The 14,934-nt window shown below is 67.8% G+C and carries 12 protein-coding genes; all 12 read left to right on the top strand.

Annotation, left to right across the window (positions count from 1 at the left end):
• Positions 1-8 precede the first annotated feature (8 nt).
• The 12 genes from J7643_09540 (at position 9) to lipA (ending at position 14,919) form a co-directional block, all read left to right on the top strand.
• Complete coding sequence (locus J7643_09540; GenBank protein MBO9540820.1) at positions 9-1,682, top strand: hypothetical protein; 1,674 nt, start codon at positions 9-11, stop codon at positions 1,680-1,682.
• Positions 1,683-1,698: 16 nt separating this feature from the next.
• Positions 1,699-3,357, top strand: coding sequence for a hypothetical protein (locus J7643_09535; protein MBO9540819.1), 1,659 nt, complete (start codon positions 1,699-1,701; stop codon positions 3,355-3,357).
• 188 nt (positions 3,358-3,545) lie between these two features.
• Positions 3,546-4,739: a hypothetical protein gene (locus tag J7643_09530; GenBank protein ID MBO9540818.1), complete on the top strand. Its 1,194-nt coding sequence runs from the start codon at positions 3,546-3,548 to the stop codon at positions 4,737-4,739.
• Between the two features lie 10 nt (positions 4,740-4,749).
• A complete protein-coding gene (locus J7643_09525) occupies positions 4,750-5,316 on the top strand; it encodes an FMN-binding protein (protein MBO9540817.1) in 567 nt (188 codons plus the stop codon).
• 9 nt (positions 5,317-5,325) lie between these two features.
• Complete coding sequence (locus tag J7643_09520; protein ID MBO9540816.1) at positions 5,326-6,108, top strand: PepSY domain-containing protein; 783 nt, start codon at positions 5,326-5,328, stop codon at positions 6,106-6,108.
• Positions 6,105-7,136 (top strand): FAD:protein FMN transferase, encoded by a 1,032-nt coding sequence (locus J7643_09515; GenBank protein MBO9540815.1) that lies wholly within the window; start codon positions 6,105-6,107, stop codon positions 7,134-7,136. Before J7643_09520 ends, J7643_09515 begins: the two co-directional genes overlap by 4 nt.
• A 97-nt stretch (positions 7,137-7,233) precedes the next feature.
• Positions 7,234-7,758, top strand: coding sequence for an EF-hand domain-containing protein (locus J7643_09510; GenBank protein ID MBO9540814.1), 525 nt, complete (start codon positions 7,234-7,236; stop codon positions 7,756-7,758).
• A gap of 303 nt (positions 7,759-8,061) precedes the next feature.
• Complete coding sequence (locus J7643_09505; GenBank protein MBO9540813.1) at positions 8,062-9,186, top strand: Ig-like domain-containing protein; 1,125 nt, start codon at positions 8,062-8,064, stop codon at positions 9,184-9,186.
• Positions 9,187-9,196: 10 nt separating this feature from the next.
• Complete coding sequence (locus J7643_09500; GenBank protein ID MBO9540812.1) at positions 9,197-10,495, top strand: hypothetical protein; 1,299 nt, start codon at positions 9,197-9,199, stop codon at positions 10,493-10,495.
• Positions 10,496-10,515: 20 nt separating this feature from the next.
• Entirely contained in the window at positions 10,516-12,165 is a 1,650-nt protein-coding gene (locus J7643_09495; protein ID MBO9540811.1) for a hypothetical protein, read from the top strand.
• A 21-nt stretch (positions 12,166-12,186) separates the two neighbouring features.
• Positions 12,187-13,839: an SUMF1/EgtB/PvdO family nonheme iron enzyme gene (locus tag J7643_09490; GenBank protein ID MBO9540810.1), complete on the top strand. Its 1,653-nt coding sequence runs from the start codon at positions 12,187-12,189 to the stop codon at positions 13,837-13,839.
• 138 nt (positions 13,840-13,977) lie between these two features.
• Positions 13,978-14,919: a lipoyl synthase gene (gene lipA / locus J7643_09485; protein ID MBO9540809.1), complete on the top strand. Its 942-nt coding sequence runs from the start codon at positions 13,978-13,980 to the stop codon at positions 14,917-14,919.
• The last annotated feature ends 15 nt before the right edge of the window (positions 14,920-14,934 follow it).

Genomic DNA, 14,934 nt, shown 5'->3' with positions numbered 1-14,934 from the left:
AGGTGTCCATGAGCAAGCAAATCTGGCATCGGACGGCGCTGGCCCTGGGGGTGACCCTGCTGGCGGCCTGCCATGCGGCCTCGCCCCAGGGGCCCGCCTTTTCTCTTTCGCCCGCTGGCCTCACCCAGGAGAGCGTCTCGACGGTCGTGCGTGGAACAGGGGTGTTCCCTGAGCGGCGCGCGGCGGCGACGGCGACCGAGGTCGGCTCCTACGCCTCGGCCACCCTGCTCGAACCGGCGACGGGCCGGGCGATCGCCACGGGTCTGACCGACGCGTCGGGGGCGTTCTCCCTGGCTCCTTCGAGCGGCTTCAGCCCCGGGCTCAACGCTTTCTACTACCTGCAGGTGACCAAGCGGGTGGGCGGTGCCGTGGTGGGTGGCAACCAGGTCTCCATGCTCACGGTCCTCAAGTGGACGAGCACCGGCTGGGCGAGCATCACCAATGCGGCGGGCGGCACGGGGGCCATCGTCGTCAACCCGACGACCACCGCCGTGGCGCTGATTGATCGGGAGGATGCGGGGGTCTCCTTCGCGAACCTGATCGGGACGGTCTCGGGGGCCGCCTTCGACCAGCCCACGGCCCTGCCCGGCAACAACCTGGCGGCGATCGGCACCAAGGTCGCAGAGGTCGTCGGAGCGCTCCAGTCCGATGTGGACCCGGTGGGCGATCGCGCCGCGGGCTCCGGGGTGATGGCCCCGGACGACGGGGGGGATGCCACCAAGCACCACGACTATATCAAGAAGGTCCTCGTCCCCGAGGTGGGGATGGTGAACAGCACCTTCGTCTGGATCCCGGTGTTCACTGCCTACCAGCTGATCAACCCTGCGAACTGCGGGGGGAGCAACACGACCAAGCCGGTGGGCTACTGGGTCAAGGATAAGCCCCTGGGCACCGAGAACGTCGACTGGGCACAGGAGACCTTCGGCGGCTTCTACGTCGGCAAGTACGAGGCGAGCCACGGCGACGCCACGGCGGCGGCTGCGAACGCCTCGGCAGTCCTCAAGGTACAGCAGGGAGTCATCCCCTGGACCGGCGTCACCTGGGATCAGGCCGCCCAGGCTTGCCTCACCTACGACGCCCACGCTCACCTGATGCGGGACGACGAATGGACCGCGCTTGCCGTCTGGTCGATGATCAACAACGTCACGGTCTACGGCAACAACAACGCCGCCAAGGACATCACCGACGCGGCGGTGGTCTTCACCGCGGATCCGCAGGGCACCGGGGGCCGCTCCCTGACCGGGACCGGGACGAAGCCGGGCTGGGCGCCGGGCGTCAACCTGACCACCCATACCGGGACGACGGCCGGGGTGTACGACCTCAACGGCAACGTGTGGGAGTGGACAGCGGCGGTCTCGGGGAATGCCTCGACCTACCGTATCGACGGGGTCGACACCGGCCTGGGGATCTCGACCGGGGGCGCGACGGACGTGGGGGTGCTGACGCTGAGCACGGACATCCGCCTGCGTCGCTATGGCCTGCCCGCGACGGCCCAGCTCGCGCGCACCGATGCCTGGGGCCGCGACCGTGTGTGGCTGCTCCAGGGCGGGGCCACCGGGGCCTTGCGCGGCGGGGCCCGTCACAACGGCAACGACGCGGGCCTCTGGTGCATGGCCCTGGATGAGGCCCGCACCAACACCCAGTCCTACTTCGGCTTCCGGCCGGTGCTGTCCTATCGCTAGGCGGGAGAGAGGGACGATGAGAACGACCAAGTTGAACCGGGCGGCGCTGGTGCTGGGGGTGACCCTGCTGGCGGCGTGCCACACCCCCTCCCTGGATCGCCCCCTGGTCGCGCCGGGGCTGCCCGGTGCGCCCCCTGGGACTGAAGCGATCGCCGCAGCCCCGGTGCAGGGGCGTGTGGATTTCCCCGAACGCAAGGTCCTGGCGGCGGCGAGCGACGTCGGGGCCGATGCTACCGTCGCCGTGATCGACCCCGGCACGGCCCGGACGCTCGCCACCGGCCTGACCGACGCCGCGGGGGCCTTCTCGCTCGAGATGCCCTTCTCGGTCGTGACGGGCGCCTACTACTACTTGCAGGTGAGCAAGCGGGTGGGAGGCGTGAGCGGCAACCACGTTTCCATGATCACGGTCCTCAAGTGGACGAATACCGGCTGGGCGAGCATCACCAACCCGGTGGGCGGCCAGGGCACGATCGTCATCAGCCCGCTGACCACCGCCGTCGCCCTGATCGACCGGGAGGATCCGGCCGTCTCGCTCTCGCAACTACTCGGGGTCGTCTCGGGCCCCACTTACGGTGCGGTCACGCCCTTCGGCACTCACTCGGCCGCCGAGGTCACCGCCCGCGCAGCCAGCATCACGTCCCTGCTCCAGCAGGACCTGGACCCGCTGGGCGATCGCGCGTCGGCGGCGGCGGGCCTCAAGGCCCCGGACGACGTGGGGGACGAGACCGTCCACCACGACTACAAGCTCACCAAGAACGGGGTAGAGAGCACCTTCGTCTGGATCCCGGTGTTCACTGCCTACCAGCTGATCAACCCTGCGAACTGCGGGGGGAGCAACACGACCAAGCCGGTGGGCTACTGGGTCAAGGACAAGCCCCTGGGCACCGAGAATGCCGACTGGGCCCAGGAGACCTTCGGCGGCTTCTATGCCGGCAAGTACGAGGCCTCGCGCGCGGATGCGACCGGCACCACCGCGGGCGTCTCGGGTGCGCTCAAGGTCCAGAAGGGCGCGGTGCCGTGGGCCATGGTCGATTGGGACGAGGCTTCCAAGGCCAGCATGGCCTACGATGCCCACTGCCACCTGATGCGGGACGAGGAGTGGACGGCGCTCGCCGTCTGGTCGATGATCCAGGGTCTCAAGGTCTACGGCAACAACCAAAGCGGCAAGGACGTCGAGGACACGAGCATTACCTTCCAGGACGACCCGACCGCGAGCGGCATCCGGGCCTTGACGGGCACCGGCACCCGTGGAACCTGGAGCGGGACGACGAACCTGACCACCCATACCGGGACGACGGCCGGGGTGTACGACCTCAACGGCAACATCGCCGAGTGGACGGCGACCCTCGGAGGCGCGTCGGGCAACTTCGTCGTGAACGGCGTGACTTTGCCCATCGCCGCTCCCACCGGCGGCGACAGCTTCACGGCGATCGCGACCGATCCGCGCCTGCGGCGCTACGGGGTGGCCAAGTCGGTCAACTGGGTGGGGCTCGCTTTGTTCTCCAACGACATGTTCTACATCGAACCTGGGGTGGCCGCAGCCAAGAGTTACCGGGGCGGCACCGCCGAAAACATCAAAGGCGAGAAATACTCCGGGATCTGGACCGTCGTGCTGGAGAGCCCGCGCAACGCCGCGACGGCGCGGATCGGCTTCCGACCGGCGCTTCGCTACTGAGCCAGCCCGGATCTTTCGCTTTGACGCCCCCTCGCAACCAGCGAGGGGGCGTCAAACTTGCGCGAGATCAAGTGGGCGCTCCTTATTGACAACCTTTCGCAAGTAGGCGTAATCTGGTACATGTTGCAACTGAGAATGATTCTCACTGTCACTGTTTTTGCTTTTTCATCTCCAAAAGGACCCCCCAAATGAAGCACGCGATTCACGCTCTCGCCGCCCTGTCCGTCCTGGTGGCGGCTCCTGCCATGGCGCAGCCCACGACCGACGCCAAGGCCCCGAGCATCACCTCCAACCAGGGCCCCGGCGGCCGCTCGATCACCTCCTTCGATCGTCGCGCCCAGTCGCGCATCGGCGGTTACTTCGACAACGAGTTCAGCCTGCCCCTCGATGGCAAGGACAGCACCTTCCGCCAGCACCGCCTGATCCTGCAGGCGTCGAGCTACCTGCACGAGAACCTGTTCTTCAACACCGAGATCGAGTACGAGTACGGCGGTCAGATCAACGCCAACACCAAGGACGGCGAGCTCAAGATCGAGCAGGCCTGGGCCGACTACCGCATCAATGATGCTCTCTCGCTGCGCGGCGGCGTGGTCCTGGTGCCCTTCGGCATCGTCAACGTCCTGCACGACTCGGACGTCCGCGAGACGACCAACCGTCCCCTGATGGCCGACAAGGTCATCCCCACCACCTGGATGGACACCGGCGCCGGCTTCCACGGCTTCGTCTACCCCACCGAGGACATGCAGATCTCGTACGAGGCCTACGTGACCAACGGCCTCAGCGACAAGATCAGCGCTGATCGCGGCCTCAAGGACGCTCGTCCCAGCTTCAAGAAGGACAACAACGGCAACAAGGCTCTCTCGGGCCGCCTGTCCGTCAGCCCCTGGCTCGGCCTCGAGGTCGGCATGAGCGGCTACCGCGGCGTGTACGATGCCAACCGCAACATGAGCATGCTCGGCGCCGACACCACCCTCTCGCTCGGCCCCGTCGAGATCCTCGGCGAGTACGCCAACGTCCTGACCGAGGGCGGCAGCTTCGTCGCCGACGCCACCAAGCCCAACATCCTCACCACCATCCCCGGCAGCATGGAGGGCTACTACGTCGAGGGCCGCTATCGCTTCTTCCCCGAGATGCTGCACAATACCTTCATGGGTCGTGAGGGCGGCTTCCCGCAGGCGAGCATGGCGCTGGTCGGCCGCTATGGCCAGGCCAACACCGACAAGGCGAAGTCCGGCACCAAGAACGACCAGACCGAGTACCTGGTGGGTCTCAACTACCGTCCCATCCAGACCTTCGTGACCAAGATCGAGTACCAGCGCCTTGCTGACCCGATCGGCGGCAACAAGGACGCCATCTGGAGCTCGATCGCGGTCGGCTTCTAACGAGGAAACCATGAGGATTGCATTGCCGCTCGTCGCATTCGCGGCGATCGCGACGGCCCTTCCGGCCTTCGCAGAAGAGGAAGCCCCCCAGCTCTACGAGCAGGTCTACCTGACCAAGGACCAGGCCCTCAAGATCGCCCTGCCCGCGGGTGACCCGGTCACGACGCGCACTTACGCCCCTCGCGCCGAGGAGCGCAAGCGGATCGAGCGTCGCCTGGGCCGCAAGATCGAGGACGATTCGTTCACGGTCTACCAGAGCGCGAGCGGCGGCAAGCCTTCCGGTTACGCCATGATCCTCGACGAGCAGGGGAAGTACTACCCCATGACCTTCGTGGTCGGCATCAAGCCGGACGGCAGCGTCCGCGACGTGGCCGTCATGGTGTACCGGGAGCGGCGCGGCGACGCGGTCAAGCGTCGCCGCTTCCTCAACCAGTTCCTTGGCAAGACGAGCGACGACGCCTTGATGGTCAATCGGGACGTCGTCCACCTGACGGGGGCGACCGTCTCGTCCTGGTCCATCGCCGCTGGGGTCAAGAAGGCCGTCGTGATCATCGACGAACTGAAGGCGAGCCGCTAGGATCGAGACATGACCAAGACCATGCTGACGCTGCACCGCTGGCTCGGCCTCGTGGCCGGGGTGATGATCCTCATCGCCGCCGGTACGGCAATCGGCCTCAACCACCAGGACGCCTGGCGTCGCCCTCCTCAGGGCGGCGCCGCGGCGCAGTCCCCCTTCCAGAAGTACGTGCTCTCGACCGCCGTGGATCCGACGGATTCGCGGCGTGTCCTGGTCGGCACCAACGACGGCGTGTTCCGCTCGCTCGACGCTGGTCAGACCTGGGAGGAGGCCGTCCTGCCCGTTCCCGCCGAGCAGGCGGGGACCATTCTCTTCGACCCCCATCGGCCGGGGGTCGTTTACCTTTCGCTGCGCTCCATCGGGGTGTTCCGCTCCGAGGACCACGGCGACATCTGGGAAGAAATGACCCTTCCTTTCTATCCGCCCGAGGGCACCCAGGTGACGGGGCTTTCGCTGGACGGGGCGGGCCGCGTCCTGATCGCCACCACCGAGGGTCTCTACCTCCAGGCGGCGTCCGGCGGCGAGTGGCGCCACCTGGCCAAGCCCGCCGCCCCCAAGGCGGAGGACGGCAAGCAACTCGCGCAGCTCATGTACGACCTGCACGACGGCCGCTTCTGGGGCACCTACGGGGTGCCGATCACCGACGCGGTCTCGGTCGCCTTGATCGTGCTGGTGCTGAGTGGCTACTTCCTTTACTTCGGGCGGGTCATCCGCGTGCGCCTGTCCCGCATGCGCGCGGCTCGCGCAGCCGCCGCCCGCGAGAAGGCTCCCGAGCCCCTCGTCTCGCCATGATGCACGGTCGCGTTCGGGCCGCCTGGACCCTCGTGGCATTCGCGCTCTTCGCCGCCCCCTGTCCGCCGTCGGCGGCCGAGGAGGGCGGCGTTCTCACGCAGGTCCGCTATTCCATGGGCACCCTCTGGACGGTTGAGGCCCGCGGCCCTAAGGCCGAAGAGGCGATCGCACAGGCCTTCGCCGAGGTGAAGCGCCTGGACGAGAGCCTCAGCACCTACCGCCCGGAGAGCGAGCTCTCGCGCGTCAACCGTGAGGCCGCCAAGCGCTGGGTGACGGTCAGCCCCGAGACCATGGGCCTCTTGCGGCGCGCGCTCGCTTACGCCGAAGAGACGGGCGGCGCCTTCGATCCGACGGTCGGGCCCTTGGTCCGCGCCTGGGGCTTCAAGTACCTGGATTACCAGGTGCCGCCCGCCGCGCGTATCGCCGAGGCCCGCGCCAAGGTGGGCTACCGGAAGGTCCGGCTCGATCCGGCGAAGGGCGTCCGCTTCTCGCAAGCGGGCGTGGAACTCGACTTGGGGGCGATCGCGAAGGGCTACGCCGTCGATCGGGCCCTTGCGGTCATGCAGCGCCACGGCGCCGTGGCGGCCCGGGTGGATGCGGGCGGCAACCAGGGCGTCTGGGGCCTGCCCCCGGCGGGCCAGTCCTGGTTCTTCGGTATCAAGCACCCGCGCAGCGAAGGGGACATGCTCGGGGTGGTGCCGCTTTCGAGCGGGGGGATCTCGACCTCGGGCGATAACGAGCGTGGCTTCTGGAAGGACGGGGTGCGCTACGGCCACATCGTCGATCCGACCTCGGGCGCGCCGGTCAAAGGGATGGTCAGCGTCACCGTGCGCGCACGGACGGCCGAGGAGGCCGACGCCCTCTCGACCTGCCTCTACGTGCTGGGCGAGGAGCGCGGCGAGGCGCTGCTTGCGCGTCATCCGGACGCCTCGGCCCTTTACGTCCGGGCGGGCTCGGCCCCCGGCGAGTTCCGCACGACGGTCGGCGCCGGCTTCGAGTGGGAGGAAGAGAGCGACGCTGCTCCCTAGTGGGGCGTCCTGATTCATGGACGTGGCTTCTTTAATACGGCATTTGTAGTAAATTAAATAACGATTAACTGCTGTGTCGTGACCAGGAGAAGCGTCGATGTTCCACCGCGCCCGCACCGTCTTAGGCTTGGCTCTCCTCGTGCTCCTCGCCGGCTGCTCCCGGCCCGCCTCGCTGCCCTCGGCGACCGCCCAGGATGAGAGCCGCGCGGTGAAGGCCCAGGACATCAACCTGGTGCGCTCGGCGATCGCGAACGTCGTCAAGCGTGAGTTCCAGTCTCTCGACACCGACAAGAATGGCGTCCTGACGCGCGCCGAACTCGCCAAGAAGAGCCCGCTTTTCCTCGTGATGTGGCAGACCATCGACGTGAACATGGACGACGTGGTCACTTACGATGAGTTCATGAACCGGATGGCCGGCAACATGGACGCGGTTTCCCGCCTGCTCTACACCCTGATGGACGTGAACAACGACGGCCTGCTCAGCGCGGCGGACGTGAGCAAGTGGGGCTACAAGGCGATCATCTCCCTGATGGACACCAACGACAACGGCAGCGTGGACTTCAACGAGTTCCAGCGCTTCGTCACGAGCCCCGGGATGATCAACCCTGGCAAGTGGTGGTAGTCGCGGTCGAAAAGCTTCTCGATTAGGGCGCCTTTGCGCTCGACCAGGAGACGCACTCCCCTTGCTCAGCTTGGTCGCTAACTCAATCAGAACGTAAATCTTCAGCTATTCCTAAGCCTTGGTTGGGTATTCTGTTCTCTACGGTTGTCTGCTCGATGCGAGCGGCGTTGATGAACAGAGGCGGGAATATTGGTGCGAATCCGATCGAATCGGCAGAGCCGAGCCTGGGAACGCCTGCTTTTATCCCTCTGTTGCCTGCTGGCAGTGACGGCCTGCGCCCCTGGCGACGAGGAGGGGCCCCCGGTGACGGGCGTCCCGCAGCCCACCCCTACCCCCGGCGGTGAGGTCGGCGGCTCGGTCGGAACCGAGGGCGGCGCCTCACCGACGCCGGCCCCGACACCGGCCATCACCCTCTCGCTGAAATCGGCGACCGACAGCCTTTTCGTGCCACCGGTGGATGTCGTCTCCCCGCTGTACCCAACTTCTTTCTTGTTCGCTGCCGAATCGAGCAGCCCCTCGTTGCCCATCACCTGGCAATCATCGGATACGCGGATCGCCACGGTGGGCGCGGATGGCCGGGTGCAGGCCCTACGCTCTGGGACGGCCGTTATCACCGCCCGCTGCGCCGAGGCGCGCGCCACGGCCAGCGTCACGGTCGCAGAGAAGGCTCGTTTGTCGGTTTCTACCCAGGGGGCGCCTGGGCAGACTTCCCGGGTCACGGTGAGCGTGAAGGATGAGCAGGGCCAGGTGCTGGCGACACAGGCCACGTCCGACCTGACCCGACTTGGCAACCTCACGGTCGAAGCCGTCGCGCGCGATGCGGGCGGCCGGGCCCTCGCTGTGGGTCGGGCCGAGGGCGTGAGCCTCTTTCCCAACCAGCTGAGGACGCTCTCGATTCCGCTCAACGTCCCGCGTCTCGATGCCGTCACGAGCGGCGGCCCCAAGGCCCTGGTGACCCTGACGGGTAGCGGCTTCTCGCGGTGGGTCAAGCTGCAGGCCGGTCAGCAGCTGACCTATGCCCCTGCCGTATCGGCCGACTTCGACGGGGTCCCCGCGACGGTCACGGTGCTGAGCGACGGCGTCGCCCAGGTCGCGGTTCCTGCGACCCTCGCCGGGGCTGCGGCCCGGCCCTTCACCCTCACCCTCGACGGCTGCCCGGTGAGTGCGAGCTTCAGGCTGGTGGGGTCGATCCAGATCGACCCCTTGCCGGACACCATGGCGAACCTGACCGAGCGCCGCTACACCGCGATCGCCTATGACACGGCGGGTCAGACCCTGAACGGTGTCGACCTCTCCTGGGAAGCGAGCGACAAGGGGGGCGGCACCATGACCTCTGACGGCAACTTCACCGCCACCACCCTGGGCCGCTCGACCATCACCGTGCGATCCGGCACCGTGACGGCGACCACCTCGGTCACCGTGCAGTAAGGAGGCCTCGATGAAATATACGCCGTACGGCCTCGCCCTGATCCTCGGCCTCTCGGGTTGCGCCCTGGTGAGCCCCGCCCCCCGCCCGGGTGTGACGGCGGAGGCCCTGCCGCCCTTGATGGGACGGCTCGAAGCGGGCGTCTTGAACCGCTTCCGGTCGGTGCAGGCCGACCTGGTCAACGATGTGGCCAAGGGTGCGACCGTCTCCTTCATCCAGCCCGGGGCCACCCCTTTGACCGTGGCGACTACCGTCACGGACGCCCAGGGCTCCTTCGTCTTGAAGCTCGCTGGCGGCTTTCGGCCCGAGGCCGGCAGCGTCTACTACCTGGAGGCGGTCAAGGGCCTCGACTCGAACCTCGCGGGCAGCAGCGCCGCCCGCGTCAGGACCCTGGTGCGCTGGAACGCGGGCGGCTGGGATAGCCTGACCGGCGGCGGGGTGACCCTGAGCCTCGCGACCACCGCCGTGGCCGCCGCCGCCCAGATCAACACCAGGCAAGGGGCCGCGGTGGCGCTCGCCTCGCTGATGGGCAAGCTGCAGTCAGGGGTGTCGGACGGGGTCACCCCCAGCACCTTCACGCCGGTGGCCAACCTCTCGGTCGCGGACTACCAGGCGGCTTACGCGGTGGTGAGCGCGGCTCTCGGCGGGGACCTGGATCCGCTGGCGAGCATCGACAAGATCGCAGGGGGCGGCTTCTACCTGAAGCCGGTGGGCGGGATCGGGATCCTGCCCGGTCTCGGGGCCGACGTGGCGGACACGGTGACCCTCTCGGGGATCACCTTCGACGCGGATCCTTCCAAGAACCGGGTCCGCTTCAACGGGGTCTCGGCCGCGGTGAGCGCGGTGGCCGCGGATCGCCGATCGATCCAGGTGACGGTGCCCGATGGGGCGACCCGTGGGCCGGTGACAGTCGAAGTGGCCGCCAAGACGAGCGCGGTGTCGGACTACCCCATCCTGGGGACGGTGCGGCTCTCGCTCTCGGGCATCCCCGGCTCCACGGCGACGGCGAGCGTCACCCTGACGCCTTCGAGCGGGCCGGCGGTGACCAAGACGATTACAAGCCCCGGGGCGACGGGCTCGCTCGTCTTCAAGGGGCTGGTGCCGGGGGATGGCTGGGCGCTGAGCGCGACGGCGGTGAATGCCGCCAACCAGGTCTGGGCGAGCACGGTGCGGATCGATGGGCCGGTCGATGCGATGAACCTGGTGGCGGTGCCCCAGCCGGGTCCCTTCACGGTGGGCTCGGGCCTGAACACCTGGGCGGCCGGTTTGCGCCTCGCGCCGGTCTCGGTGACGGCGAGCGCGAGCTTGTAGCGATGGAAGGCGAGGTGAAGATGCGGAAGCGAAACTGGAGCCGAGCGCTGCTGGCGCTCGGGGTGACGCTGCTGGCCGCCTGCCAGGTGGTCGAGCCTACGCGGCCTGACACTCAATCGGTGGTTCGGGCGCTCGATACCGTCGTCCGCGGCCAGGGCTTCTTCCCCGAGCGCATGACGGCGGCGACCGGGACCGATGTCACGAGCTACGCCACCGTCACCCTGCTCGAGCCGGATACGAATCGGGCGATCGCAAGCGGCCTCACCAACGCCCAGGGTACCTTCACCCTCGCGCCGGGCGGGACCTTCTCGCCTGCGCTCAACTCCTACTACTACCTGCAGGTGACCAAGCGTATCGGCGGCGCGGTCACGGGTGATAACCAGCTCTCCTTGCTCACGGTCCTCAAGTGGACCAGCACCGGTTGGGCGAGCATCACCAACGCCGTGGGCGGCGCCGGCAGCATCGTCCTCAACCCCACGACCACGGCCGTGGCCCTGATCGACCGCGAGGACGCGGCCACGGCCTACGCGGACGTGATCGGCAAGGTTTCGGGGGCGAGCTTCGACGTGGCGGCGGCCTTCACCACCCATACGGTCCCCGAGCTCACGACTCGGGTGGCGGCGATCATTGCGCAGCTCCAGCAAAACGTGGACCCGTTGGGCGATCGCCTCCCCGCGAGCGGCATCATGGCCCCGGACGACGCCGGGGACGTGACGATGCACCACGATTACCAGATGACCAAGGGCGGGGTGACGAGCACCTTCGTCTGGATTCCCGTCTTCAATGCCTATCAGCTCATCGACCCGACCACCTCGGGTTATCCCGCCTCGCCCGTCGGGGTCTGGGTCAAGACCAAGCCTACTACCGGTACCGAGGACGTTCATTGGGCGCGCGAGACCTTCGGGGGCTTCTACGTCGCCAAGTACGAGGCGAGCCGCGCCGATGCGGTACAGGGTGCCGCGGGGACCGGGGCGGGGGCGACCGTGGGCTCCGCCACCACCCTCAAGGTGCAGGTGAGGTGCGTCCCCTGGGGGAGCGTGACCTGGGACGCCGCGGCGGCAGCGTGCCTTGCCTACGACGCCCATGCGCACTTGATGCGGGACGAGGAGTGGACGGCCCTTGCCGTCTGGTCGATGATCAACGGCCTCACGGTCTACGGCAACAACAACGCGGGCAAGGATCAGAATGACGCGGCCGTGACCTTCATCGTGGACCCGAACCAGGCGGGACGCGCCCTGACGGGCACGGGGACCAAGGCCGGCTGGACGGGGGCGACGAACTTCACGACGCACACCGGTACGACGGCGGGCGTCTACGACCTCAACGGCAATCTCTGGGAGTGGAATGAGACGATCGGCGCCGTCCAGACGTCGGGCAACTTCGCGGTCAATGGGGTCGACACGGGCCTCAAGACGGCCATGGGTTACATCACCGCCCTGAGCACCGATTCGCGCCTGCGCCGTTACGGGCTGCCGGGGACCACCGGTGCTATCACCGCGGCGTTTGGGGGCGACTACTACTGGCTTGCGACCGCGGCCTCGATCAAGATGTACCGGGGCGGCTCCTGGTACCAGGGGGGGGATGCGGGCGTGTGGTGCACCGACATCGACGATGCTCGGACCGTGACCAAGGCCCATTTGGGCTTCCGCCCCGTTCTGTCCTTCCGGTAAGCGGGGGAGGTGTTGATGCGCATGAAGCCTTCGAATCACGTCGCGATCGCCCTGGCGGCGACCCTGCTGACGGCCTGCCAGGTGGCGGCACCCGGATTGCCGCCGAGCGGCGGAGCGCTGACCCCCGGAGTATCGAACGAGCAGGCTGGGCCGCGCGCGATCGCAGGCCGGGTGATCTTCCCGTCGGGCGATCGCCAGGTGACGGCGGCGAGCGCCGATCTCGCGGCCTACGCGACCGTCGCCGTGATCGACCCCGGCACGGCCCGCACCATGGCGACCGGCCTCACCAACGCGCAGGGTGCCTTCGCCATCGACGTGGACACGACCTTCAGCCCGGTCCTCAACGGCCACTACTACCTGCAGGTCCTCAAGCGCACGAGCGGGCCCACGGCCAACCATCTCTCGATGCTCACGGTGCTCAAGTGGACGGGTTCTGGGTGGGCGAGCATCACCAACCGGGCGGGAGGCGTCGGCACCATCGTCGTCAATCCCACCACCACGGCCGTGGCGCTGATCGATCGCGAGGATCCCGCGACGTCCCTCGACGACATCCTCGGGACGGTCGCCGGGAGCTCCTTCGATGCGGTCTCGGCGTTCCAGGGGAACTCCGTGGCCATGGTGCTGGCACGGGTCGCGAGCGTCACCACGCAGCTGCTCCAGGACCTGGATCCCCTGGGGGATCGGCCCATCCTCGCTTCCGGCCTGCTCGCGCCGGGGGATAGCGGCGACGAGAGCACCCATCACGACTACCAGGTGACCAAGAACGGCCAGGTGAGCACCTTCGTCTGGATCCCCGTGTTCACGGCCTACCAGCTCATCGTGCCCGCGAACTGCGGAGCGACGAACGCCGCGAGCCCCGTGGGGACGTGGGTCAAGACGCAGCCGAGCAGCGGCATCGAGGGGACCGACTGGGCCCGCGAGTCCTTCGGGGGCTTCTACGCGGGCAAGTACGAGGCGTCGCGCAACGACGCGACCAACGCGGCGGTGGGCACGGCCACGGCGCTCAAGGTTCAGGCGGATCGGGTGCCGTGGACGAACGTCAGCTGGGACGGGGCGGTCAACGCGTGTCTTGCCTACGACGCGCACTGTCACTTGATGCGCGACGACGAATGGACGGCGCTCGCCGTCTGGTCGATGATCAACAACGTCACGGTCTACGGCAACAACAACACCCGCAAGGACCACCTCGACGCGGCCATCACCTTCACCGCCGATCCGAACGTCGCGGGCCGCGCCCTGACCGGGAGCGGAACGAAAGCCGGCTGGGCGGCCGGCGTGAACCTGACGACCCACACCGGCACGACGGGGGGCGTGTACGACCTCAACGGCAACGTCTGGGAGTGGACGGGCACGATCGGCACAGCGCAGACCAGCGGCAACTACATTGTCAACGACGTGACCTTGCCCGTGGCAGTCCCCGGACAAAACTTCGTGACCCAGCTGAGCACGGATCCGCGCCTGCGCCGCTACGGGCTGCCCGGAGCGACCGGCGGGAGCGCCAGCCCTGTCTTCGGGGGGGATTACATCTGGACGACCACCGGCTGGACCTCCGCGGCCTCGCGTGGCGGGCGCTGGGCGGACGGCGGCAGCGCAGGCGTGTGGGGGGTCTACGTGGCCAACGATCGCACCACTGCCAACACCTCCTACGGTTTTCGCCCCGTGCTCAAGTACTGACGCGGGCGATTTGAGGCCCCAGCGGCCTCTTTGGCCCGCTTTGACGGAACGCCTCGCTCCGGGTACCATTAATGGCGGCCTGCTAGTGCCGAAATGCCCGCTCAAACGGCATTTGACCCGGAAAGCGAGACGACCCCCATGGATACCAAGCGCAAGCCCGAATGGCTCAAGATCCGCCCGCCTGCTGGCGAGCGCTATCTCGCCATCAAGGAGAACCTCCGCACCCTCAACCTCCACACCGTGTGCGAGGAGGCCTCGTGCCCCAACATCGGGGAGTGCTGGGGCGGGGGCACCGCCACCATGATGGTCATGGGCGACACCTGCACCCGCGGCTGCCGCTTCTGCCACATCAAGACCGCCAAGGAGGGCTTGCCCCTCGATCCGGACGAGCCCGCCAAGGTCGCTCTCCAGGTCGACGTGATGGGGCTCGACTACGTGGTCCTCACCTCGGTCGACCGTGACGATCTGCCCGACGGCGGCGCCGCCCACTTCGCGGCGGTCATTCGCGCCATCAAGGAGCGCACGCCCAAGGTGCTGGTCGAGGTCCTCATTCCCGATTTTCAGGGCGACACCAAGGCCCTGCGCACGGTGGTCGAGTCGGCCCCCGACGTCATCGCCCACAACGTGGAGACGGTGCGACGCCTGACTCCCAAGGTGCGCGATCGCCGCGCCCAGTACGCCCAGAGCCTCAAGGTGCTCGCGGACGCCAAGCGCATCGCCCCCAAGATCGTCACCAAGACCTCCATCATGGTCGGCCTCGGCGAAACCGACGAGGAGATCATGGAGACCCTGCGCGACCTGCGCGAGTACGATTGCCAGATCGTCACCTTCGGCCAGTACCTGCGGCCGACGGCCAAGCACCTGGAGGTCGTGGACTTCGTCACCCCCGCCAAGTTCGCCGAGTTCCAGCAATGGGCCGAGGAGCTGGGCTTCCTCTACGTGGCGAGCGGCCCTCTGGTCCGCTCCAGCTACCGCGCGGGCGAGCTCTTCATCAAGGGCATGATCGAAAGCCAGAACCCGAAGCTCTCCCAGGACGCCTCCGCGTCCGCTTCCAATGATGCAAGCCTTCAGCCGTCGTAAGCCGGCCGAAGCACT

It is taken from the genome of bacterium (assembly GCA_017744355.1).
Taxonomy (GTDB): Bacteria; Cyanobacteriota; Sericytochromatia; order S15B-MN24; family UBA4093; genus JAGIBK01.
This window is presented reverse-complemented; position numbering and strand designations above follow the sequence as displayed.